Origin of the sequence: Rhodococcus sp. C-2 (assembly GCF_027854095.1) — a bacterium.
GTDB classification, from domain to species: domain Bacteria; phylum Actinomycetota; class Actinomycetes; order Mycobacteriales; family Mycobacteriaceae; genus Rhodococcus_F; species Rhodococcus_F qingshengii.
The window spans coordinates 416,876-443,840 of the sequence record NZ_JAQGFI010000002.1 but is presented as its reverse complement, the minus strand read 5'-3'; the positions used below and the strand labels follow the sequence as shown (position 1 = coordinate 443,840).

27 protein-coding genes are annotated in these 26,965 nt (G+C 62.3%); 10 read left to right on the top strand and 17 right to left on the bottom strand.

The genetic code is table 11. The features are described 5' to 3' along the window. Positions 1-42: 42 nt before the first annotated feature. Genes PCS43_RS05850 through PCS43_RS05810 form a run of 9 tightly spaced genes read right to left on the bottom strand, consistent with a single transcriptional unit; the run spans position 43 to position 8,824 of the window. Positions 43-567 carry a hypothetical protein gene (locus PCS43_RS05850; RefSeq protein ID WP_158171008.1) on the bottom strand — a complete coding sequence of 175 codons (525 nt, stop codon included), beginning with the start codon at positions 565-567 and terminating at the stop codon, positions 43-45. Then, the gene (locus tag PCS43_RS05845; protein WP_042923604.1) at positions 564-1,802 is read right to left on the bottom strand and encodes an MlaD family protein; all 1,239 of its coding nucleotides are present in this window, start codon (positions 1,800-1,802) and stop codon (positions 564-566) included. Before PCS43_RS05845 ends, PCS43_RS05850 begins: the two co-directional genes overlap by 4 nt. After that, on the bottom strand, positions 1,799-2,872 hold the full coding sequence (locus PCS43_RS05840) for an MCE family protein (protein ID WP_058227253.1): 1,074 nt from the start codon (positions 2,870-2,872) through the stop codon (positions 1,799-1,801). The genes PCS43_RS05845 and PCS43_RS05840 overlap by 4 nt, the downstream gene beginning before the upstream one ends. After that, a complete protein-coding gene (locus PCS43_RS05835) occupies positions 2,872-3,951 on the bottom strand; it encodes an MCE family protein (RefSeq protein WP_037132219.1) in 1,080 nt (359 codons plus the stop codon). The genes PCS43_RS05840 and PCS43_RS05835 overlap by 1 nt, the downstream gene beginning before the upstream one ends. Beyond that, positions 3,948-4,940: an MCE family protein gene (locus PCS43_RS05830; protein WP_063892124.1), complete on the bottom strand. Its 993-nt coding sequence runs from the start codon at positions 4,938-4,940 to the stop codon at positions 3,948-3,950. The genes PCS43_RS05835 and PCS43_RS05830 overlap by 4 nt, the downstream gene beginning before the upstream one ends. Beyond that, complete coding sequence (locus PCS43_RS05825) at positions 4,937-5,947, bottom strand: MCE family protein (protein ID WP_050656749.1); 1,011 nt, start codon at positions 5,945-5,947, stop codon at positions 4,937-4,939. The genes PCS43_RS05830 and PCS43_RS05825 overlap by 4 nt, the downstream gene beginning before the upstream one ends. After that, positions 5,944-7,128, bottom strand: coding sequence for an MCE family protein (locus tag PCS43_RS05820; protein ID WP_003945917.1), 1,185 nt, complete (start codon positions 7,126-7,128; stop codon positions 5,944-5,946). The genes PCS43_RS05825 and PCS43_RS05820 overlap by 4 nt, the downstream gene beginning before the upstream one ends. Beyond that, the gene (locus PCS43_RS05815; protein WP_003945610.1) at positions 7,125-7,970 is read right to left on the bottom strand and encodes an MlaE family ABC transporter permease; all 846 of its coding nucleotides are present in this window, start codon (positions 7,968-7,970) and stop codon (positions 7,125-7,127) included. The genes PCS43_RS05820 and PCS43_RS05815 overlap by 4 nt, the downstream gene beginning before the upstream one ends. Next, on the bottom strand, positions 7,970-8,824 hold the full coding sequence (locus tag PCS43_RS05810) for an MlaE family ABC transporter permease (protein WP_003945667.1): 855 nt from the start codon (positions 8,822-8,824) through the stop codon (positions 7,970-7,972). The genes PCS43_RS05815 and PCS43_RS05810 overlap by 1 nt, the downstream gene beginning before the upstream one ends. A 228-nt stretch (positions 8,825-9,052) precedes the next feature. On the opposite strand from PCS43_RS05810, the gene PCS43_RS05805 reads away from it, so the two are divergent. Beyond that, complete coding sequence (locus tag PCS43_RS05805) at positions 9,053-9,691, top strand: carbonic anhydrase (protein WP_003945421.1); 639 nt, start codon at positions 9,053-9,055, stop codon at positions 9,689-9,691. 97 nt (positions 9,692-9,788) lie between these two features. Continuing rightward, entirely contained in the window at positions 9,789-10,532 is a 744-nt protein-coding gene (locus tag PCS43_RS05800) for a DUF4232 domain-containing protein (protein ID WP_007726893.1), read from the top strand. Positions 10,533-10,557: 25 nt separating this feature from the next. Here the strand turns inward: PCS43_RS05800 and disA are convergent, their stop codons facing one another. Then, positions 10,558-11,643 carry a DNA integrity scanning diadenylate cyclase DisA gene (disA, locus tag PCS43_RS05795; RefSeq protein ID WP_024487741.1) on the bottom strand — a complete coding sequence of 362 codons (1,086 nt, stop codon included), beginning with the start codon at positions 11,641-11,643 and terminating at the stop codon, positions 10,558-10,560. Between the two features lie 96 nt (positions 11,644-11,739). On the opposite strand from disA, the gene PCS43_RS05790 reads away from it, so the two are divergent. Further along, a complete protein-coding gene (locus tag PCS43_RS05790; RefSeq protein ID WP_003945494.1) occupies positions 11,740-12,300 on the top strand; it encodes a PaaI family thioesterase in 561 nt (186 codons plus the stop codon). Between the two features lie 23 nt (positions 12,301-12,323). Here the strand turns inward: PCS43_RS05790 and radA are convergent, their stop codons facing one another. Further along, positions 12,324-13,757, bottom strand: a complete 1,434-nt coding sequence (radA, locus tag PCS43_RS05785) for a DNA repair protein RadA (RefSeq protein WP_003945739.1) — start codon at positions 13,755-13,757, stop codon at positions 12,324-12,326. A 98-nt stretch (positions 13,758-13,855) separates the two neighbouring features. Continuing rightward, positions 13,856-14,491, bottom strand: a complete 636-nt coding sequence (locus tag PCS43_RS05780; protein WP_007726888.1) for a lipoprotein — start codon at positions 14,489-14,491, stop codon at positions 13,856-13,858. A 265-nt stretch (positions 14,492-14,756) separates the two neighbouring features. Here PCS43_RS05780 and carD point away from each other — a divergent pair, with 265 nt between their 5' ends. Genes carD through rlmB form a run of 5 tightly spaced genes read left to right on the top strand, consistent with a single transcriptional unit; the run spans position 14,757 to position 18,823 of the window. Next, positions 14,757-15,245: an RNA polymerase-binding transcription factor CarD gene (carD, locus tag PCS43_RS05775; RefSeq protein ID WP_003945666.1), complete on the top strand. Its 489-nt coding sequence runs from the start codon at positions 14,757-14,759 to the stop codon at positions 15,243-15,245. 22 nt (positions 15,246-15,267) lie between these two features. Continuing rightward, complete coding sequence (gene ispD, locus PCS43_RS05770) at positions 15,268-15,966, top strand: 2-C-methyl-D-erythritol 4-phosphate cytidylyltransferase (RefSeq protein WP_003945606.1); 699 nt, start codon at positions 15,268-15,270, stop codon at positions 15,964-15,966. After that, complete coding sequence (gene ispF / locus PCS43_RS05765; protein WP_047269647.1) at positions 15,967-16,443, top strand: 2-C-methyl-D-erythritol 2,4-cyclodiphosphate synthase; 477 nt, start codon at positions 15,967-15,969, stop codon at positions 16,441-16,443. A gap of 11 nt (positions 16,444-16,454) precedes the next feature. Further along, a complete protein-coding gene (gene cysS, locus PCS43_RS05760; RefSeq protein WP_003945830.1) occupies positions 16,455-17,849 on the top strand; it encodes a cysteine--tRNA ligase in 1,395 nt (464 codons plus the stop codon). A gap of 2 nt (positions 17,850-17,851) precedes the next feature. Then, entirely contained in the window at positions 17,852-18,823 is a 972-nt protein-coding gene (gene rlmB / locus PCS43_RS05755) for a 23S rRNA (guanosine(2251)-2'-O)-methyltransferase RlmB (protein ID WP_209911272.1), read from the top strand. Positions 18,824-18,857: 34 nt separating this feature from the next. On the opposite strand, the gene PCS43_RS05750 is transcribed toward rlmB, so the two are convergent. Both PCS43_RS05750 and PCS43_RS05745 read right to left on the bottom strand, forming a co-directional pair. Beyond that, complete coding sequence (locus PCS43_RS05750) at positions 18,858-20,639, bottom strand: ABC transporter ATP-binding protein (RefSeq protein ID WP_209911277.1); 1,782 nt, start codon at positions 20,637-20,639, stop codon at positions 18,858-18,860. After that, on the bottom strand, positions 20,636-22,264 hold the full coding sequence (locus PCS43_RS05745; protein ID WP_209911279.1) for an ABC transporter transmembrane domain-containing protein: 1,629 nt from the start codon (positions 22,262-22,264) through the stop codon (positions 20,636-20,638). Before PCS43_RS05745 ends, PCS43_RS05750 begins: the two co-directional genes overlap by 4 nt. Before the next feature lie 200 nt (positions 22,265-22,464). Here PCS43_RS05745 and PCS43_RS05740 point away from each other — a divergent pair, with 200 nt between their 5' ends. After that, on the top strand, positions 22,465-23,454 hold the full coding sequence (locus PCS43_RS05740; protein ID WP_003945426.1) for an iron-siderophore ABC transporter substrate-binding protein: 990 nt from the start codon (positions 22,465-22,467) through the stop codon (positions 23,452-23,454). A 4-nt stretch (positions 23,455-23,458) separates the two neighbouring features. On the opposite strand, the gene PCS43_RS05735 is transcribed toward PCS43_RS05740, so the two are convergent. Together PCS43_RS05735 and PCS43_RS05730 are read right to left on the bottom strand one after the other, a co-directional pair. Beyond that, on the bottom strand, positions 23,459-24,256 hold the full coding sequence (locus PCS43_RS05735) for a helix-turn-helix domain-containing protein (protein WP_031332820.1): 798 nt from the start codon (positions 24,254-24,256) through the stop codon (positions 23,459-23,461). A 180-nt stretch (positions 24,257-24,436) separates the two neighbouring features. Next, positions 24,437-25,156, bottom strand: a complete 720-nt coding sequence (locus tag PCS43_RS05730; RefSeq protein WP_003945935.1) for a hypothetical protein — start codon at positions 25,154-25,156, stop codon at positions 24,437-24,439. Positions 25,157-25,521: 365 nt separating this feature from the next. Here PCS43_RS05730 and PCS43_RS05725 point away from each other — a divergent pair, with 365 nt between their 5' ends. After that, positions 25,522-26,163: a hypothetical protein gene (locus PCS43_RS05725; protein WP_209911282.1), complete on the top strand. Its 642-nt coding sequence runs from the start codon at positions 25,522-25,524 to the stop codon at positions 26,161-26,163. Between the two features lie 88 nt (positions 26,164-26,251). Here the strand turns inward: PCS43_RS05725 and PCS43_RS05720 are convergent, their stop codons facing one another. Continuing rightward, positions 26,252-26,944 carry an LpqN/LpqT family lipoprotein gene (locus tag PCS43_RS05720; protein ID WP_039973380.1) on the bottom strand — a complete coding sequence of 231 codons (693 nt, stop codon included), beginning with the start codon at positions 26,942-26,944 and terminating at the stop codon, positions 26,252-26,254. Between the last annotated feature and the right edge of the window lie 21 nt (positions 26,945-26,965).

Genomic DNA, 26,965 nt, shown 5'->3' with positions numbered 1-26,965 from the left:
GGCAGTCGCCGACACGGCTGTCTTTGACGCCCGACCGCCGGGTCACAACAACTGCACGTTGCTCAGTTTCCACTCGCCGTCCTCGCGGACCAGCGAAAGTTGCATCCGGTTGCGGTCGATTCTCGGATCGGGGGAGTTGGTGTTCGTGATCGTCTGATCGAGGAACACGAGCACCTCGGCGTTGTCGCGATCACTGCTCGCCAGCCCGGCTGAAATGATCTGAGCGGACGAGGTCGCCTGATACTGCACGATCATGTTCTGCAGGTTGGCTGCCACCTGGGCGTACTGACCGGCGAATTCGCCGACAGAATTGTCACGGACCACGGAAAGATTCTGATCGAGGTTCTGGAAGTTGTACGTCGCAAGATCAGTGGCGAATTGCCGTCCGCTGTCCAGGGCGCTGGTACGCGCGTTTTCGTCGACCGATTTCTGCCAGGTCGCGAATGCGCCCCATCCGAGCGCCGCGACCACGACCAGGGCGCCGGCAACGATCGCTACGGTCTGCTTGCGAAGCCGCTTGGGCTTGTCGACGATTGTGGGCGTCTGGGGTTCGGTTGTCTCGATCATTGCGTTCCTTGTACTAGTAGTGCGGCAAACGAGTTGTCACCGAGAACGGTGTTCTGACCACCGTTGAGGCCCAGACGAATCGACGTTCCGTCACCGGCTGCGACCGTTCCGAGGGCAGGATCGTATTCAGCAACCCCGTCGATCGTTCCAGTTCCGGTGGGGACGTTCTGCGATCCGCGATTCTGGATCCGGCCCGACTGGTCCGCGCAGTGTTGGTTCTTGTCGAGCGTGGTCGGTGAGGTGTCCTGTACCGATCGCCGGGGCGTGTCGTAGATACAGACCGGTCCGAGTGCTGTGATCAGATCAAGCTGTGCCCGTCCGTCTTTGACGATACTTCCGAACTTCTCGAATCCTTTGGGCACCACCACCAACAAGGCATCGACGGCGGGCATCCGTGCAGTGACGATCTGAGTGGAGACGAGAGAATTGGCCAACAGCAGACTGAACGGCTCACGACTCTGTTCGATGAGAGGCAGTATCTGATTGTCGAGAACACTCGGGCTTCGATCGAGGAGTGTGCGCAGTTGCGGATCGGAGTTTCGTACCTGATCTGTCAATTGGCGAAGTGTGAGTGCAACTTCGGGAAGAGCGTCAACATTTTCCTCGTTCGCAGTGAACAGTGAGCGCGAGTTCTCGACGAGTGTGTTGACACGCGGTTGATCGGATTGGACAGTGCGCGCGAGCACGTCGAAGTTGTCGACGAGCGCCTGCAGATCCGGACCCAATCCGTTCAATCCCTCGCCGAGTTCGTGCGAGAGGGTTCGCAGGTCTGCCGGATCGACGGTGTCGGCAGCAGCGTTGAAATTCGCAATCACGGTTCCCAACGCGACCGGGATCGAAGTGCGCTCAGTCGGAACGACGGAACCTTCAACCAGATACGGGCCGCCGTCGGTCTGCGAGGACAACTGAACTTTCAATACCGGAACGGCGGTGTCCTGGCTGATGGCCACATGCGAATCGTTGGGGATCTGTTTGTCGGCGGCGATGCTCAACGTCATCACGACGAGGTCCTGGGCAGAGTCCACCTCCACCGACTCGACGTCGCCGACGGTGACTCCGCGATAGGCCACTTCCGAACCGGGAGCGATTCCGGCCGCGTTCTCCAATTCGACGATGACCGAGAAGGTTCCGGTGAACGGATCTCCGGCACCGACTTGCCGGAGTACGTACGTCGTGCTGACCACCGCGATGAGGAGAAAGGCGGCGATCTCGAAATAGACGGTTCGGTTCTTCATCGCGTTCCTCCTTGCAGGGGTGTCGTGATCGGCAGTTCCCGATCGGAGGCGGGCAGAGGTGGCAGTGGCGGTGCGGCGCCCGGGATTATCTCGTTGAGCACTCCGGTCACGGTGCCCTCGACATCGACGTCGAGGTCGATGTTCACGTAATCGCCTGGGCTGGCACGCTCGAGGAGCACTCTTGCGTTGTCCAGGTTGGCCATCGTCTCACCCAGTGTCGGCCCCATTGCCGAGAACTGGTCGAGGATGGGTGACAGTCGTCCGGTGATCTCGGAAATCTGGTCGGCCGACTGGTCGAGTACGGAATTGGTTGCGGTACTGAGCCGATCGGTTTCGTCGAGTAGATCGAGGAGCGGTTGTCGTTGGTCGGCGATCACGCCCAATGCGGGTGTGAGTGTGCGCAAGCCTTCGTCGATGGTGGCGCTCTCGTCTCCGATCAGAGCGCTGAGCCGGTTCAGTGAATCCAGTGCCGAATTGATCGATTCCTTTCGGTCGTCAAGTGTTCCGAGAAAAGTGTCAAGGCGTGCAAGCAGATCGCGGATCGTCTCCTCCCTGCCGTCGAGAATCTGATCAGCCTCACTGACGATGTTCTTGACCTGCGCCAACCCACTGCCGTTCAACAGAGTTCCGACGGCGCCGAGCAGTTGTGCGACATCGGGTCCGCGCACGGTCTCCGATCGCTCGATGGTGGAACCTGGTTCGAGAATGGGGCCCGCTGGATCGACCGGAACTTCGAGGTTGACGAACGCATCGCCGATCGGGGTCGACAGTTCGATCCGAGCGCGGGTGCCGACAGGTAGTTCGATGTCCGACGCGATTTCGGTATGTACCACGGCTGCAAAGGTTTGCGCGCTCATCGACATGACTCTGCCGACCACTGCCTGGCCGATCCGCACCTCACCGCCGACGGGAAGTAACGACGCGTCGACGAATTCCATGTTCAGCGGGTACGACTCTCCTGGCAGACCGCGTCCGAGGGGGAGGTGCTGGAAGTTGAGACTGCAGCCGGTCAATGGCGCCGCGATGACAAGTGCCACGACAACGCTCACTACGGACTTGTTCGACGCCATCAGTTGCCCCCACCGAGGATGCGTGCCAGGTCGGAGCTGCCTGCCGAAGGAAATTCGATGGGATTGACGATTCCCGGCCCTGTGCACAGCGGTATCGGCATCTTCTCGCACAGTTCTCGCGTCGTGTCGAACTGTGAGAGATCGGTGGCGACGTTCAATCGTGCTCTGGCTCGGCCTTCTTCGGTGACGAGGTTGGCGACGTTCTCGAATCCCGTTGGTGCCGTTTCGATGATCTCGCGCAGTTGATCCTGTTTGGTCGCGACTGCACCGGCCAACTGTGCGAGCGTACCCAGATCGGCGGTGACCGCCTCGCCGTGTTCGGCGAGTAGCGCTGAGACCTGTCCGAGCAACGTGGTCAGGGAATCGAGCGCCCCGCTGATGTCTTCTCGCTGGGCGCTGAACGTGCGGGCGGTGACTGTCACCGAGTTCGACAGGGAGTCGACCTTGGTCTGGTTGTCCGCGATCAACTGCACGAGGGTGTTCAGGTTCTTCACCAGTTCGGAGATGTCGGGACTTGCACCCGCCAGTACCGAACTGGCCTGTGAGATGGACCGAACGGCATCGTTGAATGCTTGCCCGTTGCCGTCCAACGCGTGGGCGCCTTCTCCGATGAGGTCACCGATCCCGCCGCCGTCGGCGCCAGGGCCGAGCGCCACCGTCAATTCGTTCACCGATGCGGTGAGTTGGTCCCACGTCAGCGGGGAGTGAGTGCGTTCGAGAGGGATCACCGCGCCGTCGGTGAGGAACTCACCGTCCTCGTAGCCGGGCCCGAGTTCGATCGTGCGGTCACTGATGACCGAGGGAGACAGGACCCAGGCCTGCGCGTCGGCGGGTATACGTGTTCCGGATGGCAGGCTCAGCGCCACTCGTACCCGGGACCCTTCCGGCGTGACGCTCTCGACCCTCCCGCTGGGAACTCCCAGAATCGTCACTGTGTTCCCGGTGAAGATAGCGTCGGTCGAGGTGAATTCGGCGGTGAGAGTGAGTCTGTGTTCGTCACGCGTGACGAACAGGACGGCACCGATCGCGCAGATCACAATCGCTGCCAGCACGGCGAGTTTCTTGACGGTCGTGGTCATCGACACCCCTGAACGAGCCCGACGACGCACAACCAGTTGTCCGGGATGAGGGTGGAGGGCGAGTTGAGGTCGAGCCAGTTGCCGTTACCGGTCGCGTTGGTGACGTAGCGGACGCTGGGGGCGAAGTTGTCGAGCAGTGTGGTCAGTGATTGTTCGTTCTCGGACAGAACTCCCGTCACCACGTGGATGTCTCCCATGACCGAGTCGATCAAAGCCTGGTTGTCGCCCAGGAACTGGGCAAGTGTGGTGCTCAACTGATTCAGGTCTTGTACAAGCGCATTCAGCACATCTCGCCGGTCGGCGATCGTGGACATCACCAGATCCGCATTCCCCAGAAGGGTTTCCAGAGTGTCCTTCTGCTCGATCAGTGTTGCGGTCGTCTGCTGCGCTCCGGTGAGAAGGGAACGGAGCGCAACGTCGTTGTCGTTGACTACTCCGGAGAGTGCGTCGATTCCCTCGAGTGAGCGGCGAATGAGTTCGGGATCGTCCGGTGAGTTGTCGGACACCACGGTCAGCATGTTTCGCAGTTGTTGCAGATCAAGGTTTTCCGACGTGGATTGTGCTCCTCGACCGAGATCGTCGAGAGTGAACGGAACGCTCGTGTTCTCGATGGGGATGGTCGAACCTGCGGGTAACGAGCGCGATCCGTTCGGAGTGACGTCGAGCGAGCGTCGGCCGAGCAGAGTCGAGATCTTGATGTCCGCACGGGAGTCTTCGCCGAGAGTGACGCCGTCGTCGAGTCGGAAGGTGACTTCAACCGAGTTGCCGCTGACCGCCAACGAGGTGACCACCCCGCTCGGGACTCCCGCGACGTTGACCGGATCGTCCTGCGTCAACCCGGTGGCGTTGGCAAAGACGGCGTGGTACTCGTTGGTCTTGACCTTCAAGATCAGTTGAGGGACAACGAGTGCGGCCAGAACCACACCGACTCCGACGAGGATGCAGATGATTCCGTTGCGGACCGGGTTCTTGACGGTGAGCCAGTTCATCGGCACACCGCCGAACGCTCGGGGCCGCCGAGGGTCACCGATTGGTCCAGCGCGCTGAGCCGGAAGTTGCAGATGTAGATGTTCGCCCAGCTTCCGTAGCTCATCGCGATCCCCAACTGGGTGAACAGTTGATCGAAAGCGGTGATACCGGTCGCCAGCGACTCACGATTGTCGACGACGACGCGAGCCGACTGATCGATCGAAGTCAGCGCGCCAGCCAAGTCCGGTTCCACGCCCGTCACCAAGTCCTGAAGTGAAGAAGTCAGTGCGCCTGCGGAATCCACTGCGGCCGAGATCTGTTGGCGGTCCTGTGCCAAACCGCCGACCAGTGTGTCGAGCGTGTTGATCATCTCGACGAAGTTGGGTCGATTCGTCGTGGTCACGGTAAGGACCCGGTCGAGGTTGTTCAGTAGTTGGTCCAAGATCGCGTCCCGGGACGTCAAGTTCTCGGTGACGGCAACAGTGCGCTCCAGCAGGCTTTCGATGGTGGAACCTTGTCCTTGGAATACCTGGACGACCTGTGCGGCAAGCTCGTTGACTTCTGCGGGGTCAAGTGCGTCGAACAGGGGACGGAATCCGCCGAGGATGTCGGTGAGGTCGATCGCCGGCTGAGTCTGTTCCACGGGAATTGTGGCCCCGGGGGAGAGGTAGTTGCCTGTTGCGCGTTCGGCCTGTCCGGGTTCGATCGAAATTGTTCGCGCTCCCAACAGGTCTGCGTACCTCACCACAGCGCGACCGTCGGACGGAATACGTTGTGCAGATTCGAGTTCGAAGCCGACGACGGCTTGGTTGTTCACCAGCTCGACGCTGTCGACGCGCCCTACTCGCACCCCGGCGATCTGAACATCGCTGCCGGTGACCAGGCCGGAGGCATTGACGAAGACGGCCCGGTACTGCGAACTCGACCCGGAGACTGGGTTGATCAGGGTGCTCACCACAACCACGGTGGCGAGAATCGACAGTGCAGCAAACAGTCCGAACCTGATCAGAGATTTCTTCACGCTCATCCGCCCACCACCGTCGTGCCGCGAAATACCGGCCCCGCCACGAGAGTGTCCAAAGCTGTACCGCCCTGGGTGAGAGCCGAGATCAGGGACTGTTCGGCAGGGCTGCCGACCGGGCCGACGGTTCCGCCGAACGCGGTCGCGGCGGCAGGACAGTTGGGTCCGCGGGTTCCGTCGTACTGTGGGCAGTCGGTCTTTCCGTACGGATACAGATCTGTGACGGACAGCCGTAGATCGGTGCTGAGCCACGGACCATGCGCCAACGCGGGCGGGAGCTTGATCGTGAGATTGCGCAGGCCGTTGTAGAAGGTGGTGATGTGGTCCGGCCGCGAAGTGATTGCGCCGGTCAGGGAATCGGCGTCGTCGACCAAGGTGATCATGCGGTCGCGATTGTCACCGATCAGACTCGTGGCAGCAGCTCCCGTGCTGGTGCCGGCACGCAGAAGCCCCGCCAACCCGTCGGATTTCTCGACGACGGTCTTGGATGTGGTGATGGAGTTCTCGAATGCGGCGAGCATGTCCGGCGCACTCGTCGAGAGACTGTCGGCGAGGGTGGCTATGTCGTCGAGGTCGTCACCGAGTCCGTCGATGACGGGCTGCGCACCGACCAACGCTTGGTGGACTGAATCGAGCGATTCGCCGATCTGGTTTCCCTTGCCGCTCAACGCGTCCGAGACTGCCGTGAGTGCGACGTTGATGTCGGCGGGGTCGAGGGAAGAAACGAGCGAGTAGATCCGTGAGATCGATTGGTAGAGCTGGACCGCGACTTCGGACTGATCGGATACCAATTCGGTACCCGGCACGAGAGCAGGACCACGCGAGAGTCCGTCAGGTTGAATCAAGTCTACGAAGAAGTCACCGAAGATGTTGCGGGGCATCAGTCGCACCTGACTTGTCGACGGTATGTCCTCGAACGCTCCCTCGTCGATCGCGAGTGAGACAGTCGAAGCGGTGGTGCCCGGCTCGATCTCGGCCACAGCGCCGACGACGACGCCGCGGTACTGTACCGAGGATCCGACTCGCAGCGCACCGGCACTGGCGGGGACGACAGCACTGACCTGCGGTGTGGAACCGGTGGAGTCCGTACCTCTGCTGAACAAGAAGACGTAGGCGAGGATCAGGATGACCACGGCGAGTAAACCCCGCAGTGCCAGGGTGATTCGGCTGGAATTCGTGACGATCATCCGGTCAGCCCGGGTACGTGAGGTTTGAGTCCCCACAGCGCAATGGTCATCGCGACGTCGGTGAATGCAAGGAAGACGATGCTGGTGCGCAACGCTCGTCCGGCGGCTCGTCCGACGCCTTCGGGTCCACCCGTCGCGGTGTAACCGTAGTAGCAGTGCACGAGGGTCACGACGACCGCGAACACCATGACTTTTATCAAGGACAACCAGATGTCGTTGGGAGAGAGGAAAAGACTGAAGTAGTAGCCGTACGTTCCCTCCGACTGGCCTTTGACCCGGATCACCGCAAGCGCCGTTGCCATGTACGAAGCAAACAGGCCGACCAGGTACAGCGGGACCACCGCGATGAGCGCCGCGATCATTCGGGTGGTGACCAGGTACCGCAGCGAGGGAATCGCCATGACTTCGAGCGCGTCGATTTCCTCGGAGATCCGCATCGCTCCGAGCTGCGCGGTGAATCCGGTTCCGACCTTGGCTGCCAGGGTGATTGCGGCAACGAGTGGTGCCACCTCGCGAGTATTCGCGATGGCGGACATCACGCCGGACAGCGGTGCGAGGCCGACGAGGTTGAGTCCGCGGTAGCCCTCGAGTCCGATCTGGGAACCGGCGAAGAACGAGATCGCGAAGATCACGACGACGCTGCCGCCTCCGGCGAGCAGGGTGCCCGAACCGAATGCCACCTGGGCGACGAGACGGGCGACTTCACGCCAATAGCGCTTGAGGGTTGCGGGAATCGAGGTGATGACACGCGCGTGGAACGTGAACTGATCGCCGAGTCGACTCAGGCCGTCGACGGTCCGCGAACTGACCCGCTTGGCACGAATTGCGATGGGCAGGTGCATCAATAGGCACCTTTCACCGAGACGAACAGTGGGTAGAACTGAGTAATTGCGAGGTTGGCGACAAACACGAGGACAAACGAGAGCACGACGGTCTCGTTGACTGCGTCGCCGACGCCTTGAGCTCCGCGCTTGACGGTCAGGCCCTTGTAGCAGGCCACGATTCCCGAGATGAGAGCAAAGGCAACGGCTTTGATGCCGGAGACGACGAAGTCGCTGGGTTGACTGAATTGAACGAGATTGCGCAGGAAACTCTGTGCGTTGCCGTCGAGTATCAGGACGTGAACGAAGAGGCTTGCGCCCAAACCGATTACGAGAACTATCGAGTTCAGTAGGAGGCAGACGACGGCAATGGCGATCATCCGGGGTACGACCAGGCGTTCGAGCACGGGTAGACCGAGCACTTCGAGTGCATCGATTTCCTCGCGTATCGTTCGCGCTCCCAAATCTGCGCAGATTGCGGAACCGCCGACACCGGCGATGATCAGGGCGCACACCAGGGGGCCGGCCTGTCCGATGATGAGGAACGCGACGACGGCACCGCTGTACGCACCCGCGCCGATTTGATCTGCGAGCGCACCGATCTGCAGTGCTACCCCGACACCGAGGGGAATCATCACCAGAGCGGACGCGACCGAGGTGACGTGGGCGAGAAACCACATCTGGTCGAGCGCCTCACGCCAGGCGAGGCGCTTGTGTCGAAGAGATGTGAACGCCGCAACGCACACGCGAACGGTGAAGGTGAAGAGCAGTCCGATCTCGGAGAGCAGGTTCGAGAACATGTTCGTCTTGGCGGGGGAGACAGCAGTTGTTTCCCCGGTTGTTCCATTCCCGGTCGTCGTAGCTTCGGTGCTCACGCCATCCCCCTCTCCGGCCGAATCGTTCTGGTCGGGTTTCTTCGATCACACTAGGGAGCTCGAAGTGCTCCAGGTCACGTTCGGAGACGGTATCAGGAAACTGACTCTGAAGTAAGTTCCATTTCGGCCACTTCATCACCGGGCGCGAATGTCGACGCGGAACTTTCGTTTGCGTCCACGCAACCTTCCCGGCGAGAGCCCGAAATGCGGCGGGTGCACAATGAGTGAATGCCACGATCAAGCCCCATTTCCGCTTGGAAGTCCCTTCGCGAAGGCAACGAGCGATTTGTCAACGACGCGTCCATTCACCCCAGCCAGGGAATCGCGGACCGCGCGAAACTCGTCGATGGGCAGCACCCCACAGCGGTGCTGTTCGGTTGCGGTGATTCGCGCGTAGCCGCCGAGATCATCTTCGACCAGGGTCTCGGCGACATGTTCGTCGTGCGCACTGCAGGTCACGTGCTCGACGATTCGGTGCTCGGTTCCATCGAGTACGCGGTTCACGTGCTCAACGTGCCGCTCATCGTCGTCCTCGGGCACGACGGTTGCGGTGCCGTGAAGGCAACGCTCGACGCCCTGGACGAGGGCGCAGTTCCCGACGGATTCATCCGCAGTGTGGTCGAGCGTGTTGCTCCGTCCATCCTGATGGGCCGCAACGAGGGCTTGTCCACCGTGGACGAACTCGAAGGCCGTCACGTCGTGGAGACCGGCTCGCTGATCATGCAGAGGTCGCGGATCATCGCCGACAAGGTGGACAAGGGTGCGTGCGCGATCGTCGGCGTCACGTACACGTTGTCCGACGGTCACATGCGAGTTCAGGGCGCGGTCGGCGACATCGGCGAGAGCGTCGAGACCGTCGAGGGTTAGATCTTCCGGGGCAGTGGTACCTGGCAGCAGACAATGGGTACCGACACGCCGCCTCAGCTGACGGTTAGTGGACCCTGCGCCAACTACCGTTGAGTCCGTGTTGGAACCTAATGGACCACTGCCCCCCGAGATCTACTGGCGTCGCCGGGCGCTGGCCATTGGTGCCGCCGTCATTGCACTGGCGTTGATCATCTGGGCGGCATCCGCCCTCTTCGGCGGTGGAAGTGATACCCCGGAGGCCGATTCGGCCGCTGCGAGTTCCTCGCTGACGACGGACGTCTCCTTCACCCCCAACCCTTCCGGCTCCAACGCGCCGGACGGTGGCGGTGGCTCGGGTGGCGGCGCTGCCGGTGGATCAGGTGGCTCGGGCACGCAGGCTTCGGGATCGTCTTCGTCTTCTTCCTCTTCGTCGACCACCGGGGCTCCGGTCCCGGCCGGTCAGTGCGCCGACTCGTCGCTGGCAGTCAAGGCCACCGCAGACAAGGCGACCTTCGCTCCCGGCGAAGAGCCGTCGTTCACGATCGTCATCACCAACATCGGTTCGGCACCCTGTGATCGAGATCTGGCGGGCGGCCTTCAGCAGGTGCTCGTCTACAGCATCGACGGCAAGACCCGGTTGTGGTCCAACGTCGACTGCTACCCACAGCCCGCAGCCGACGTACGCAATCTCGCGCCCGGCGAGCAAGCTGCGTTCAAGGTCGCCTGGTCGGCCACGACGTCGACCCCCGAGTGCGCGACCGCGCAGAACCCCGAGCGCAATCCGGTGGGCGCAGGCGCTTACACGGTTGTCGGGCAGCTCGGTGCACTGCGAAGCTCCCCGGAGCCGTTCAACATCGCATGAGCGCGGGCAAGCCCGAACAGGCCCGCTAGTTGAAGGATCCGGTGATCGACGTCTCCGCGAGCCGGGAAAGTCCCTCACGGATGTGACGAGCCCACAGCCCGCCGATGCCCTCGACCGACTGCAGATCGGCAGCCGTAGCGGCCAGCAGCGACTGGAGAGTGCCGAAGGATCCGACCAACCGGTGGATCTGATGGAACTGCAATCGAGGTACACGCATCAGCACGCGATATCCGCGAGGAGTCATCGGAGTGTCGAGAGCTTCGATCGTGCCTGGATAACCGAGAACACGCGCAAGAGTCGTGAGATCGAGTAGATCGGCGTCGGTGACGCGATCGAGTGCGACGAGGACGTTGTCCATCGCCGCGGTGCCGATGGGTTCGGGACCGGCAAGATAGTCCCGAACGATGAGTTGACGTGCAATGTCGTTGTCGCCGACCAGTTCTTCGAGCTGCAGTGCCAACTGGCGACCGTCGGTGCCGAGCTCGAGGACATCCTGTTCGATTTCGATCGACACGCGGCGAACCATTTCCAAGCGCTGTACGACGGTCAACGCGTCGCGCAGAGTCACGAAATCCTCGATCTCGACGACCGACAGTTGCCGTGTCACTTCGTCGAGTCGCGCTTTGTATCGTTCGAGCGTCGCGACGGCCTGGTTGGCGCGCGAAAGTATGGTGGCCGAGCCGTCGATGACGTGCCGGATGCCGCCGACGTACACACTGACGATCGACATCGACTGACTGACCGAGACCACGGGATAGCCGGTCTGAATTGCCGTGCGCTCGGCAGCGCGGTGCCTCGTGCCGGATTCGACGGTGGGAATCTTGTGATCGGGAACCAGCTGGACGTTGGCACGCACGATGCGTGTGCCGTCCGTCGAGAGGACAACCGCGCCGTCCATCTTCGACAGCTCGCGCAATCGGGTCGGTGCGAACTCCACGTCGAGGTTGAATCCGCCGTCACACAGCGCTTCCATTTCCTCGTCGTATCCGAGGACGATCAGCGCGCCGGTACGGCCGCGCAGAATTCGTTCGAGCCCGTCTCGCAAAGCGGTACCCGGCGCCAACCTGGCGATGGTCTCTCGCAATGCCGACGACGACTGTGTGTCCGCCATCGCACTGATCATTGAGAAACTCCCTGCTGAGGTCGATGTCACTTCGGTCGGGTCCGATGCCTGCGCCGGACGGATCCCCGTTTAGATTACCTATCCATGAGTAGTACCTGGACCCTGCCTGATGACCTGACTGTCCCGGAGCCGGTCGAATTCTTTCCGGCCGCCGGCGAGAAGCTGCCTCAGCACTGGTCGAAATGCTTCGGCTGCGGCGACGACCAGCCTGCGGGAATGGCGATGAGTTTCAGGGCTGGTAACGGACTGGAAGTGACCGGTCGTCTGGAGGTCGCCAAGAAGTATCAGGGCGGTCCAGGTGTCATTCACGGCGGCATTCTGTCGACGGCATTCGACGAGGCTCAAGGTATGGCATGTATGGCTCTCGGCTCGCCGGTGGTGACCGGGCACCTCGAGATCGACTTCGCCCGGCCGATCCCGTTGGGATCGGTGCTCGAATTCCGGGCTCGCATCGACGGTGTTGTACGCCGCAAGGTCTACACCAGTGCAGAAGCGGTGATCGTCGAAGGTCCGACAGCGGATCCGGACACGGTGGTGGGAACCTCCCGCGGACTGTTTCTGACCATCACCTCGGAACACTTCGCCAAGACCAAGGAGTTCGTGGACGGCGAACCGACGTCCCCGTTCGGCACCTCGTCGGTCTGACGAGGTAGTCGGCCGAACGACGATCACTTCACCGGCGTGAGCTTGGGGCGAGACGGGGCTTGTTTGCCGCCCATCAATCCGGCGTAGGCCAGTGCCTCGGCCAGATTCGCCACTTCGTTGACGCGCATGCCGGGAATGTTCGGGCCGGAATCGACCGGCACGATGGCGCTGGTGAATCCCAGTCGGGCAGCTTCGATCAGCCGTCGGTTCACCCCGGCAACCCGTCGAACCTCCCCGGCGAGTCCGACCTCGCCGAGGATGACGAGCCCCTTGGGGACGGGTTTGGCTTTCACGGCGGAAGCGACCGCAATGGCGAGAGCCAGATCGGCACCCGGCTCGGTCATCCGCATACCGCCGACGGTCGCGGCGTAGACGTCGGCCTTCGAGATCGACACTCCGACGCGGCGTTCCAACACGGCGAGAACCATGGCCACACGGGCGGTGTCGAGCCCGCTGACGGCTCGGCGGGGTGTCGGTAGCGGCGTGGCGGCGACGAGCGCCTGAACTTCACCGAGTAGAGGTCGCTTACCGTCCATCATCACGGTGACGGCAGTGCCTTCCACAGCTTCTTCACGGTGATGCAGGAACAGGCCGGACGGATCGCTGATCTCGTTGATGCCCTGCTCGCTCAGCTCGAAGCATCCGACCTCGTCGGCCGCACCGAATCTGTTCTTGACGCCGCGGACCATGCGCAGGGTGGAGTGCTTGTCACCTTCGAAGTGCAGAACCACGTCCACGAGATGCTCGAGCGAGCGCGGACCGGCGACGGCGCCGTCCTTGGTGACGTGGCCGATCAGAAGCACCGGGATTCCACTGGCCTTGGCCAGGGAGGTCAGGGCGCTGGTGACGGCCTTGACCTGAGTCACGCCGCCGACGACCCCGTCGACGTCGGCAGCAAGCATGGTCTGCACCGAGTCGACGATGACCAGTGTCGGTTTGACCTGCTCGATGTGGCCGAGGATGGTCGCGAGATCGGATTCGGCCGCCAGATACATCCGTTCGTGGACAGAGTTGGTGCGATCTGCCCGAAGCCGAACCTGACCGGCAGACTCCTCGCCCGTGACGTACAACGCTCGATCATCCGCGCTGCGCATCGCCCAGCGGTAGACGACCTCGAGAAGTAGCGTCGATTTTCCGACGCCGGGCTCGCCCGCGAGCAGCACCACCGAACCCGGTACGACGCCACCGCCGAGGACGCGGTCCAACTCACCGATCCCCGTGGGTTTGGCCTGCGTCGAGGTGCTGTCGATCTGTGTCAGCGGTGTGGCCGGCGTCGTAGGCAGCACGGCGCTTGATCCTGCTTTGGCGAGTGAGGCGCCGGCGCGACTGGCGACGGGTGCCACTACGGCGACCTCGGTCATCGAGCCCCACGAATCGCAGTCCGGACATCTACCGACCCACTTGGGCACTACCGACTGGCATTCGGAGCAGCGGTAGTTCGATTTCACTTTGGCCACCGGGACAGACTAGAGGCGGGGTCCGACATGGACCCCGCCTCTGGTGTGATTCTGAATTTGTTCTGCGAGGCGCATTGTGCGCCTTGATAATTCGAGGCTCAGTGCCCAGCTTCTGCAACGTCGGGTGACTTGTCCGACTCGTTGCGCTCGAGCTGCGGGCCGGCGTCGACAGGTACGTCGACGGTGACCGATCCGGCCTTCTCGAACTTGAAGGTGATCGGGACGGTCAAGCCGGGGCGAACGCCTGCCTTGATGTCCTGCAGAACGACGAGAGAGAGCGCAGCGGGTGCGTCGTCGTTCTCTTCGTTGTTCTTGATCTGGGTCTCGGCCTCGGTCGCGGCGCCTTCGCCTGCGGGCAACTGACCGGCCTGCAGCGACGTCTGCGGCTTGATCGTCAAGCCACCTACCTCTTCACCTGCGATGACGCGTGCTGCGTAATCGGTGGTGATGCTGACGAGCTTGTCCGTGGTCTCGGCGCTGTCGTTCACGACGGTGAACGCGAGCACGGCGTTGCCGCCCGGCTCGATGCTGTACTCCTCGGACGAGGGGTAAGCGATGTGCACGTTGCGCAGTGCGATCTCACCGAGGTCGGCGCTGTTGCCGTTCACGGCGGCCTGCTGGACGGCGGTCTGGCTCACCTGTCCGGAACCGCAAGCGGACAGCGCGATGGCTGCGCCTGCAGCCAGTGCAATGGCGGTAGCGACTCGACGAGTCGGCTTACGGATAGCAGTCACGATTTGTCCTCCACGGCGTCAGGTTCGCACTCCACTAGGCAGAGTAGTAGATAAGGTCCCGCGGGCTGGCCGTCGGGTCGCCACAACGGTTGTCTGCGTGGGCTTTCAGTCCGTTACGCAGGGGTGCTCCAGACCAGTTGAATGCACGTACAACAAGCCCTGTCAACCCCTACGCTCGAGCAAGGATGCCCCTGACCTGCACAGTTGATGAGTGGTCGGTTCTTTCACGTGTTAAACTAGTGGAATCGAAAGGGGCACGGGACACATGATTTTCAAGGTCGGAGACACCGTCGTATACCCCCATCACGGTGCGGCGCTGATCGAAGCTATCGAAACCCGCACCATCAAGGGTGAGCAGAAGGAGTACCTGGTTCTGAAGGTCGCTCAAGGCGATCTCACAGTACGGGTTCCTGCAGACAACGCAGAGTACGTCGGAGTTCGTGACGTGGTCGGCCAAGAAGGCCTCGACAAGGTTTTCCAGGTTCTGCGAGCACCGCACACCGAAGAGCCCACCAACTGGTCTCGTCGATACAAGGCAAATCTCGAGAAGCTTGCCTCAGGTGACGTGAACAAGGTTGCAGAAGTTGTTCGTGACCTGTGGCGTCGTGAGCAGGACCGCGGACTTTCCGCTGGTGAGAAGCGCATGCTCGCCAAGGCTCGTCAGATTCTCGTCGGAGAGCTCGCGCTCGCCGAGGGCACTGACACCGAGAAGGCAGAGACCATTCTCGACGAGGTCCTCGCGGCCGCGTCCTGACTGCAACACAACAAAGCTGACAGTGGCAGTAGTAGCCCTGGTACCTGCCGCAGGTCGGGGAGTGCGATTGGGCGAGAAATTGCCCAAGGCATTTGTCGAACTCGGTGGGTGCACCATGCTTGCACGCGCGGTCGATGGACTCCGGAAATCCGGAGCGATCGACCGCGTTGTTGTCATTGTGCCGCCTGAACTGGTCGAATCCGTCGTAGCCGACCTCGGTCGTGCAGCGGACGTCGACGTCGTCGGCGGTGGTGCCGAAAGAACCGATTCGGTTCGAGCCGGCCTCAGCGCTGCCGGCGACGCAGATTTTGTACTCGTGCACGATGCCGCACGGGCATTGACACCGCCGGCGTTGATCGCGCGCGTCGTCGACACTCTCCGAGCCGGCAGCTCCGCTGTCATCCCGGTACTTCCGGTTACCGACACGATCAAGTCGGTCGACGTACTCGGCGCAGTCACCGGTACGCCTCTGCGTTCGGAGTTGCGTGCGGTTCAAACTCCCCAAGGATTCTCCACCGACGTCCTGCGCAGTGCGTACGACGCCGGTGACGTCGCCGCGACCGACGACGCCGCTCTGGTCGAGCGTCTCGGTGTTTCGGTGCAGACGATTCCCGGCGACGCCCTCGCCTTCAAGATCACCACTCCGCTCGACCTGGTCCTTGCACGGGCGCTCCTGAGCTCGGAGACAGCGTTGAGTGCGGATTCACAGGACGGAAATTAGATGCGCGTCGGTCTCGGCACGGATGTTCATCCCATCGAGGTCGGTCGTCCTTGCTGGATGGCCGGGTTGCTGTTCGAGGAAGCAGACGGGTGCTCGGGCCATTCGGACGGCGACGTCGCCGTCCACGCGCTGTGTGACGCGTTGCTCTCTGCGGCGGGCCTCGGTGACCTCGGTTCGGTTTTCGGCACCGGCAGGCCCGAATGGGACGGCGTGAGCGGCGCTCGAATGCTTGCCGAGGTTCGCCGACTGCTCGAAGAGAACCAGTTCGCCGTCGGCAACGCCGCGGTGCAGGTCATCGGCAACCGTCCGAAGATCGGGCCACGTCGCGACGAGGCACAGAAGGTGCTCTCGGACATTCTCGGCGCGCCTGTTTCGGTGTCCGCGACCACCACGGACGGCCTCGGCTTGACCGGTCGCGGCGAGGGGATCGCCGCCATGGCCACCGCGTTGGTCATGACAACCGAACACGACAGGTAAGATCGCTGGTCGTGACCCTGCGCCTATACGACACCGGTACGCGGGCCCTTCGGGATTTTGTTCCGTTGGCCCCCGGACATGCATCGGTGTACCTGTGTGGGGCGACAGTTCAGGGCGATCCTCACATCGGACACGTTCGTAGCGGCGTCGCTTTCGACGTGCTGCGACGCTGGCTGTTGGCGCACGGCAACGACGTTGCCTTCGTGCGCAACGTGACGGACATCGACGACAAGATTCTCAACAAGGCCGCCGGCGCCGGTCGACCTTGGTGGGAGTGGGCGGCGACGTTCGAGCGGTCGTTCACGTGGGCCTACGACCAACTGGGTGTGCTGCCACCGTCCATCGAGCCACGGGCCACCGGCCACGTGACGCAGATGGTCGAGATGATGGAACGTCTGATCGAGAACGGCCACGCGTACGCGGCGGGCGGCGACGTCTACTTCGACGTGCAGAGCTACCCCGAGTACGGCGCACTGTCCGGCCACAAACTCGACGACGTTCATCAGGGCGAGAGTGCGGCCGAGGGCAAGCGCGATCCTCGCGACTTCACCCTCTGGAAGGCCGTCAAGCCCGGTGAGCCCTCGTGGCCGACACCGTGGGGACCCGGCCGTCCGGGCTGGCACCTCGAGTGCTCGGCCATGGCGGAGTTCTATCTCGGGGCGGCATTCGACATCCATTGTGGTGGACGCGATCTCGTCTTCCCGCACCACGAGAACGAAATTGCGCAGGCCAAGTGCGCCGGCGACGATTTCGCTCAGTACTGGTTGCACAACGGCTGGGTCACGATGAGTGGCGAGAAGATGTCCAAGTCGTTGGGCAACGTTCTCTCGGTGCCGAACGTGCTCAAGAAGGTTCGTCCGCAAGAACTTCGGTACTACCTCGGTAGTGCGCACTACCGTTCCAATCTCGAGTACTCGGACGAGGCGTTGGACGAAAGTGCGAAGTCCTACCAGGGGCTCGAGTCGTTCGTCCTGCGCACACACAAGCGTGCGGGCGGCGTCGAACTCGGTACGTGGACCGAAGGTTTCGCGGCGGCTCTCGACAACGACTTGTCGGTGCCGATCGCGTTGGCCGAGATTCACGGCAAGGCGAGCGAGGGTAATTCCGCGCTCGCTGCCGGTGATCTCGACGCGGCTCGGGTGGCTGCCGGCCAGGTGCGGGCCATGCTCGCGATCCTGGGCGTCGACCCACTCGACGAGCATTGGACGCAGTCCGGTGGCGACACCGAGACGGCAATGGAAGCTTTGGACGTGTTGGTGCGGGCCGATCTCGATCGTCGGCAGCAGGCACGTACGGAAAAGAACTGGGCGGTGGCGGACGAGGTCCGCGATCGCCTCATCAAGGCGGGTATCGAAGTAACCGATACTCCCGACGGACCCGAATGGTCCCTTAAGGCAGGGCAGTAACAATGGCTGGAAACTCGAGCAGGCGCGGCGCAGTCCGTAAGGGCGGCACCAAGAAGGGCCAGGTTGCCGGTTCCGGCGGTAAGCACCGTCGCGGTCTCGAAGGGCGTGGCGCTACGCCGCCCGCCGAGGCACGCACCAAGCATCCCGCGGCAAAGCGTGCAGCGCGCGCCGCACGTGCCGACGAGAAGCAGGGCCGCGGTGGCCGTCCGGGTCCGGGCCGCAAGGTTCTCGACGGTCCCGAGACAGTGCTCGGACGCAACCCGGTGGTCGAGTGCCTACGCGCCGGCGTTCCGGCGACTGCACTGTGGGTCGCCGTCGGCACCGAGAGCGACGATCGACTGAAGGAATCCGTTCAGCTCGCTGCGGATGCCGGCATCTCGATCCTCGAGGTCCCCCGCACCGATCTGGATCGCCTCAGCGCCAACGGTCTTCACCAGGGCATCGCCCTGCAGGTTCCGCCGTACCGCTACGCGCACCCGGACGATCTTCTGTCGGAGGCACGCAAGCATGCCGAGCCGCAGCTGCTCGTCGCGCTGGACAACATCACCGATCCCCGCAACCTGGGTGCCGTCGTGCGCTCGGTCGCAGCTTTCGGTGGACACGGCGTCGTGATTCCGGAGCGTCGTAGCGCGAGCGTGAGTGCTGTCGCTTGGCGTACCAGCGCCGGCGCTGCCGCTCGTTTGCCGATTGCTCGGGCAACCAACCTCACCCGCACGCTCAAGGACTGGGCATCGAAGGGTGTTCAGGTCGTCGGTCTCGACGCCGAGGGCGACACCACTCTCGACGATTTCGACGGCAGCGGTCCCGTTGTGATCGTGGTCGGTTCCGAGGGCAAGGGCCTTTCGCGCCTCGTCCGCGAGAACTGCGACGCGATCCTGTCGATTCCGATGGCCGGTCCGGTCGAGTCGCTCAACGCCTCGGTTGCCGCCGGAGTCGTCCTGGCGGACATCGCCCGCAGGCGTCGTAGCAGCTGAGTTGTAACGGCTTTCGGGTGAGTCTGGCGGGGTTCTAGCTCCGTACCGACCAGGCTTCCCACAGTGCAGCGTAGGAACCGTCCGCGCCGATCAGTTCGTCATGTGTCCCGCTCTCGACTACGCGGCCACCGCTCATGACGAGTATGCGATCGGCGCGGACTGCTTGGCTCAGCCGGTGTGCGATCACCACGGCGGTCCTGCCGGCGACTGCGAGCTCGGCTGCCTGATCGAGTAGACCGGCTGCGGTGGTTCCGGCTTCGGCAGTCGCCTCGTCGAGGATGACGACGGGAGGATCGAGCAGAGCCAGTCGGACGAGGGCTATGTGCTGTGCCTGCGCCGCCGTCAACTGGTACCCACCGGCCCCGACCCTGGTCTCGAGTCCGTCCGGAAGTTCATGAATCCATTGAGCTTTCATCGTGTCGACGGCTTCGGCGATCTTCGCATCGTCCGAATCTGGTGCACACAACCGGAGATCGTCGGCGATCGTCCCGACGAACACGTGAACTTCCTGGCTGACGAGGACGACTTCGTGCCGAAGTTCGGCATCACTCAGGCCGTCAATCAGTGTGCCGTCGACGGTGATTCGCCCGTCCCCGACGGGAATGATGCCGGCAATCAGTTTGGCGAGCGTGGTCTTTCCGGCGCCGCTGCTTCCGACGACGGCGATTCGTTCCCCCGGTGCGATCGAGATCGAGATCGAATCGATCACCGGGGTGGAGTTGTCGTACGAGTAGGAAACCCGGTCCACCTCGACGCCGATGGGTTCGGACCGAGCCGAGGCAGGAATGCTCGTGGGCCGCCCGGGCATCGCGGTGACTCCGATCAGGCGAGCCAGGCTGGCACCCGCATCCTGCAATTCGTCGATGTTCGAGAGAAATACCGCGATGGGGCTGAACAGACTGTGGAAGTAGAGGGCGGCGGCGGTAGCGGCCCCGATGGACACCGAGTCTGTGGTCACGAGCCAGTAGCCGACGCTCAGGACGGCGGCCAGTCCGAGCAGTTCGGCGCCGTTGAGTTGGGCGAAGAAGTTGGTGCGCAGGCGAACTGCCTGCATGTCGAAGCTGATGGCATGCTCGGAGGTCTCGGCGATTCGGTCGATGTGCTCGTCTGTTCGCCGCAGGGCAGTGACAGTGCCTGCGCCTCCGAGAGTTTCGATGAGCTGTTGTCCCCGCCTGGCCTGCGCAGCGCGAGAGCGTCGGTAGACGGGTCCGGAGCGTCGGAGGAAATGACGAAGAGCGAAATAGTGAATCGGCGCAACGGCAACGATTGCCACGGTGAAGCGCCAATCGATCACTCCCACACCGACAAGCGTCAGTGAAATCATGAACAGGGCAGACACGGTGGCGGGTAGTACTCGCGCGATGACGGTGTTTACCGCTTCGACGTCGCCCGAGACCCGGGAAATCAGATCACCGGTTCCGGCATCCTCGACCAGTGACGACGGCTGCGCGAGGGTGGCGGCGAACACGTCCTCACGAAGATCGGCCAGCACGTTCTGCGCGACGTTCGCCAGAAGCTGTGTGCTCCACCAGGTCAGCGCAACCCCTGCTGCCGCTGCGCCGAGCATGAACGCGGTGATACGCAGGAGTGAGGCAAACGGTTTGCCCTCCGTGACCGCATCGACCATGAGTCCGAGCAGTGCCGGGGTGGACAGGCCGCAGGCCGTAGCAGAGAGAAGCACGACGGTCGTGAGTGCGAGCGCTCGCTTGCGTGGCCGAAGCAGTGCGATCAATGCGCGGACGGTCTGCTTGGTCGACGCGATCGGCAGGGCAGATACAACCGGAACAGCAGATGCATCCGGAAGGGTATCGGTCACAGCGACTCTCCCTCCCGAACGCCGTGGTCGATCGTGACGACACGGTCACACGAATGGAGCAGGGTCGGGCTCGAGGTGATCACCAGAATGGCCTTGTCGGGGAAGTTTCTCAGCGAGTGTGCAATTCGATGCTCGGTGACAGAGTCCACGGAAGTGGTGGGTTCGTGGAGGACCAGGATCGGCTGGGGTTGATGGAGAGCGCGGGCGAGGAGAAGGCGTTGGCGTTGACCTCCGGAGAGTTTCTTTCCTTGCTCGCCTACCTCGGAGAGGTGGCCGTCGGGCAGATGCGTCAACACGTCGTCGAGCGCAGATGACGTCATTGCCGACGAGTCGACGTTCGGTGCAGCCAGATTGTCGAAGACGGTGCCGGTGAACACGGTTCCTTCATGGGCGGAGACGAACACCTGATCACGAACTCCGTCCGGGCCGAGGTCGGTTGCATCGGTGCCGAATACGAAGTAAGAGTCGGGGGCGAGCGGGGTCTGATAGGCGAGTTGTCGTGCCAGTCGGTCGGCGGAATCGTCAGCGCGCACGCCCACCACTTCTCCGCGTCGAGCTGAGACGACAGTTCCGTTGTCCGCCGAAATCAATAGGGCGTCTCCACTTCTGGCAGGTTCGGTCGTGGCCGTGGCGGCCAGCGATTCGATCAGGTGTGGCTCGGCCAACAGTTCGGAAAGTCTGCGCGCGGAACCTCGCTTGGCAGCGAGTTCGGCACCGAAGAACCCCAGCGTTTCCATCGGACCGGCAATCACTCTGCTCAAGCCGACAACGGTGACGAAGTTGCCCACGGTGATCGTGCCTTGATGCGCCATCCACGCGGCTCCAAGCGCAACCGAAGCCAGCACCAACGCGGAGACCCCGGAATTGAGCGCGGTCAGGCTGGACATTGCTCTGACCGTCCGGATCGCTGCCTTCATCGACTCCCGGCTCGCGTTGACGTATCGCGACAGGGCGGTGGGTTCAGCCCCGAAACCCTTCAGTACCCGCAGTCCCAGCGTGAAATCCGTTGCAAGCATGCCTGCCTCGGCTGCCTTCTTCTGCTCTGCATACACGCGCTCGTCCAACGGACCGCTGATCTTGTGGATGAATTTGAGCTGCGCAGCGGTGATGAGTACGACGATCAGTGCGAGCGGCCACGAGACGAAGGCAAGCGAAATCACTGCCGCGGCGAGCCCCGCAAATGCCGAGCCCTGTTCGGCGACAACCCAGGAGAAGCCCGAGACGTGTGAGGCATCCGAGGTAGAGATGGTGAGAACCTCACCGGTCGAACGCTGAGCTTTCATCCCCCTGGCATCGAGTATTCGTCTGGCAGCATTCAGTCGTAGGTCGTGTTCGCCGTAGACGAAGACCTGCGTGTTCAGGCGAACTGCGATGCGCCACGACAGAGCGAGTCCCACGAACAGAGCACACAGCACCGCAAGCCACACGAGAAGTGCTGTGCTGTCGGACTTTCCGATTGCCCGGTCGACGACGGTGCCGATCAGCACCGGGATGAGGGCTTGAGCTACCTGATACGACGCCTGCCCGGTGACGGCTGCAACCAGTCGCGGGCCGCGTCCGGCGGAGAATGATCCGACTCGGATCATCTCCATCGGACCGGAACGAGTTTCGGGCAGCGCTGACACTCGTGAAACTCCTCGCCCAGATCTGAACACTCGTTGTGCAGTTCTACGGTAGAGCCGGTGCGAGTGCGGAAAGTGCTCGCAGATGCCAAGGGCTACGCGGCAGCGGCCAGATGGAGTATCGACACCCCATTACCGGGATCGGGTCTCGATATACCTGGCTGGTCGAAACAAAGTACGTTTGCGAAGAGAGCTGACAGAAGATGAAGAGCACTACCCGAATAGTGGCTGCGTTGGCCGCGATTGCCCTGCTCGCAGGCTGCCAGAGCAGCACCGAGTCAACAGCGTCGGAGGGCACGACGCAGTTGGCCGAGGCCGGCGCGCTGCCGGTCACCGTTGATCACGCGTACGGGTCGACCACCATCGAGACCGAACCTCAGCGGATCGTGACTATCGGCTGGAACAGCCAGGATTCGGTCCTCGCACTGGGCAAGACACCCGTCGCCATGGAGTCGTTCAGTGGGGCAGGCTTGGAGAACGGCATCCTGCCGTGGGACGAAGAATTGTTGGGCGATGTCGAACCCACGTTGCTCGACAGCACGTCCGGTGTGCCGTTCGAGCAGATCCTGGCGTTGGAGCCGGACGTGATCATCGCAGTGGTCTCGGGAATCACCGAAGACGACTATGCACGTCTTTCCCAGATCGCACCCACCATTCCGTTCAAGGAGACCGCATGGGCGACCACGTGGCAGGAACAGTTGTCGACCATCGGATCAGTACTCGGCCAACCGAAGCGGGCTGCCGAGCTGATCGAGGAAACTGACGATTCCATAGCCGACCTGGCTGCCGGATCCCCCAATCTGAACGGGAAAACCTTGACCTTCCTCTCGGGAAACATCGACGGCCTCACCAATTACTGCGCTGACGACGGCCGAGTCATCCTGATGTCCCAGCTCGGACTGAAGCAGTCGGCCGGAAGCGCAGAGCTGTGCGGCGACACCCAGGGGTCGGTGACTGCATCGCGCGAACAGTACAACGAACTGGACGCGGACGTGATCGTGCTCAACGACGCGAGTGGTCAGGGGCTACCCGGATTGATGGGGGACAAGTTGTTTGCCGACCTGCCGGCAGTCAAGGACGGCAGGCTGATTCAGCAGCTCGGTCTGGCGCGAGTCATGGCCTTGGCGTCACCCACGTCGCTGAGCGTCAAATATGCTTTCGCGGAACTGGTCTCGAAGATGAACGGGTTCTGACCAGTTAGGCTGACAACTCGCACGCGTCCGAGTAGTAGTTCTTCGGTGTGCGTCCGGTGACCTTGCGGAACACGCTGGTGAAGGCGCTGGGGGTTTCGTATCCGACGCGACGGCTTACCGTCGAAACAGGAACGCCCGCAGCGAGATAGGACATCGCAGCGCGGACGCGAACTTGAATTCGCCACTCGGTGAAGGACATCCCCGTGCCTTGAGAGAACACGCGGCTCAGGGTGCGGGGGCTTCCGCCGACCACGTAGGCCCAATCGGCAAGCCCGCGTTGATCGGCGGGGTCGGCGATCAGGCGGCGTGCGACGGCGAGGGCCCGGGGATCGGCGGGCATCGGTACTGCGACATCAGCCGCCTCGATGGGCGCGAGCGTGTCGAAGACTACGGATTCGGCGCGCAAGCGAGCCTCGGTAGGCATATTTCGCTGGTGCAGATGGATGAGCATCGTCTTGACGACGTCGTCGATGCCGATGATCGCGGGTTTTGTCCACGGGTGGGGGAACGACTCGGGCCGGAAATAGGTGAAACGAGCCTCGGTGGATGCGCCGAGCGTGATGCGCCGTGGAGTTCCAGCCGGAATCCACATGCCGACCGTCGGTGGTATCTGCCAACGAACGTCGTCGATGTACGCGCTCATCTCGCCGGAAGCGCCCCAGAGGAGTTCGTGTTCGGGATGGCGGATCTCACGCCACGCGCGCTTCTGATCACGCCCGATGGTGGACGTCGTCATCGAGAAGGGGAGCGGAACGTACCGGCCTGCCGGCACAGCCCAGTACGGAAATCCTGTGGAACTCATCGGTGGATCATACCGCGAATGACTTAGGTAATGCTTTCCTATTTGGTTCTTTGATGCAGGCGCGACGGAGTGTGATCGCCACAAAAGATCGAGGGTGGCACCGAGTCCGAAGACTCGATGCCACCCTCGAACACATTCCCCGACGGAGTGTTTACAGGTGGAGCAGGCGGAGCGAGTGAATCAGCTGCCGTTGGCCAGGACACCGCTGATGATGTCGGAGATGAAGCCGGCCGGGTTGTCGAGGATGGAGGATCCGGCCGAACCGGTTCCGCCCTCGCCGTCAGAAGAGCCGAAGCCCAGATCTGCCGAGCCCGATGCGGCCGCCTCGCCGGGGTTCTTGGCGCGGATCTTGGCGTAGACGCCGCTGATGTTCTGTTCGGTATTGAACGTCGAGATACCGATCGAGCTCGACATTTCCTGGTACGAGCCGATCGGTGCATCGTCGGCGACGAGGTACTGCGCCTCGATCGTCACGGTCTTGCTTCCGGTGGGTGAGATCAGCCAGCCGGTGCTGGGCACATTCACGGTTCGGGCGGCAGTGTCAACCGAAGGCGTGACGGATTCGGTCTTCTGACCGCCGATCAAGTGCCACGCGTTGACCGTTGCCGTGCCCTGGATGTACTTGAACGTGGCGGGGTAGCGGTCGACGAACTGGTCGACGTAACGCTCGGGGTGGCCTGTTGTGGAGATGACCGTGCGCACGGTGACTTTGCCGCCGGGTGCAACTTCGCCGTCGCCCACGATGCTCTTGGTGATTCGGACGTTGGAGGAGTTGACCGTTGCCGCGGACGGGTGGGTGGCATCGGCGCTCGCGGTGCCTGCGGTCATCACGAGTCCGCTGGTGGCAAGTGCAGCGATTGCGATTCCGGTGAGTGTTTTGCGCATTGAAAAACGTGACATGAAATTCTCCGTTCGAGGGGTTCACGCTGACGGCGATGGGATGACTCTTCAAAGGTTGCGCCGCGGTAACCATTGAAACCTATCGGACGCTTGCCTATGTATCAGTTCGGCAGAATTTGCGGAAAAGTCCGAATTAAGAGGACTTTTTCGGTGTCGATTGCCTGCCGTTAACTGATTGTCGACTATTTCGACGAAAAGCTGGGCGAATGTCCAGGTCGACTGTATCGTACTTCGAGAGTCGGTTTGCAACAAGTTCCAGTAATCAATGAATTCGGTTGTCCTGGAACCACACAGAGTGGAGATTGTTCGTGGCAAAGTTTGGATCCAGGAATCGTAGTCTGTCCACCGTTGGAGCTGGTTTGGGGGTGATTGCTCTTGCTGTGGGCGCAAGCGCGCTGGGTGCGGGAGTCGCGACTGCCGAGACAGCAACTTCCGGTGCCTACACATTTACTCGCACCGTGGACAATGCGTCGCCGAAGATCGGTGACACGATCACCTACACGACAGTGTCGAAGAAGAGCGGAATCGACGGGTATATCAGCAGGTTCACCGAGACGCATGCCGCATGCTCGACCTTTGTCCCGGGCTCGGCGAAGGTCACGAAGTTTCACGTTGGCGGGACGATGACCGAAACCACTGAAACGCCGGAACTGACACCCACGACGCTCGAGGTGACCAGTGCCGGCTGGATCAACAACGGCAGCAAACCGGTGACCATGAAGACCAGCTACACGGTTACTGCTTCGTGTGCGCCGGGAACCGTGTACGGAAGTGGATTGGCGGTAGGTGCCACGGTGATGGGCAACGGATTCCAGTCGAGTGCGAATTTCGCCAACTTGGGCCCGTCCATCACTGTCCGCGCCGCGGATGTGGTCGATCCGGTTGACCCGGTCGATCCCGTTGATCCGGTTGATCCCACTGGCCCCGGAACCGGTGGCGGAATCGGATCGCTCGGCTCGTTGAGTGGTGGCCTCGGTTCCCTCAGCGGCCTGTTCGGTTCGAGCTAGGCGAGAGTTGTGAAACGGCGGGCCGAGACTGTCGTAGTCTCGGCCCGCCGCGGTTGTTCGGAGATCGGGTATTCAAACCATCAGGTGCTCAGCCGAATTCGATCGAGGTGTTGATTTCTTCCACCTGGTTGGAGGTCTGCATGTTCGTCGTGTCGGTGAACTGGTTTGCAAAGCTGACCAGGTAGACCGGCGAGTTGTCGTCGGCTTGGTAAGCGACGACCGTCATGACGGCGTAGAGCGGAACGTCCAGGTTTGGGGCGGTCCAAGTTCCGGAGAGGCGGAAACCCTGCTGTCCGTCGACGTCGATCTCGGTGTACTTCACCTCGGTCCACCCGTCGAGAGTGGCGATCGTTTCACGCGCAGCGGCAAGAACCTCGTCTTTTGTTGCGGTGCCTTGATTTTCGACCGTCACCGTGGTGTTCGGCATGAAACCGCTGGGTTCCTGGCTGTTGCTGGACAATGCGTCCGTAACGCCGGCAGGGATGTTCTCGCCGTGAGTCCAGCTCGGCGGGAGGCTGACGCTGATGCTCGGCGCTTCGGGGTCGTCGCCGGTTTCGATCGTCGTCCGCTCACCGATGAACGGTGTTCCGTCCCGTAAAGTCGGCGTCGCGGCAGCGGCAGACGGCGAGGATGCAGAACTTTCGGAAGCAGTGGTCTCACTGGTGTTGGTATCACTGGAGACGGCGTCGCCGCTTTCCGAACTGCTGCATCCGGACAAGACGAGTGCAGCAGTGATCAGTGACGCTATTCCGAGAGCAAGTGTGCTGCTCTTAGGGCTCATAGTGTGACAGTCCTTCAGGTT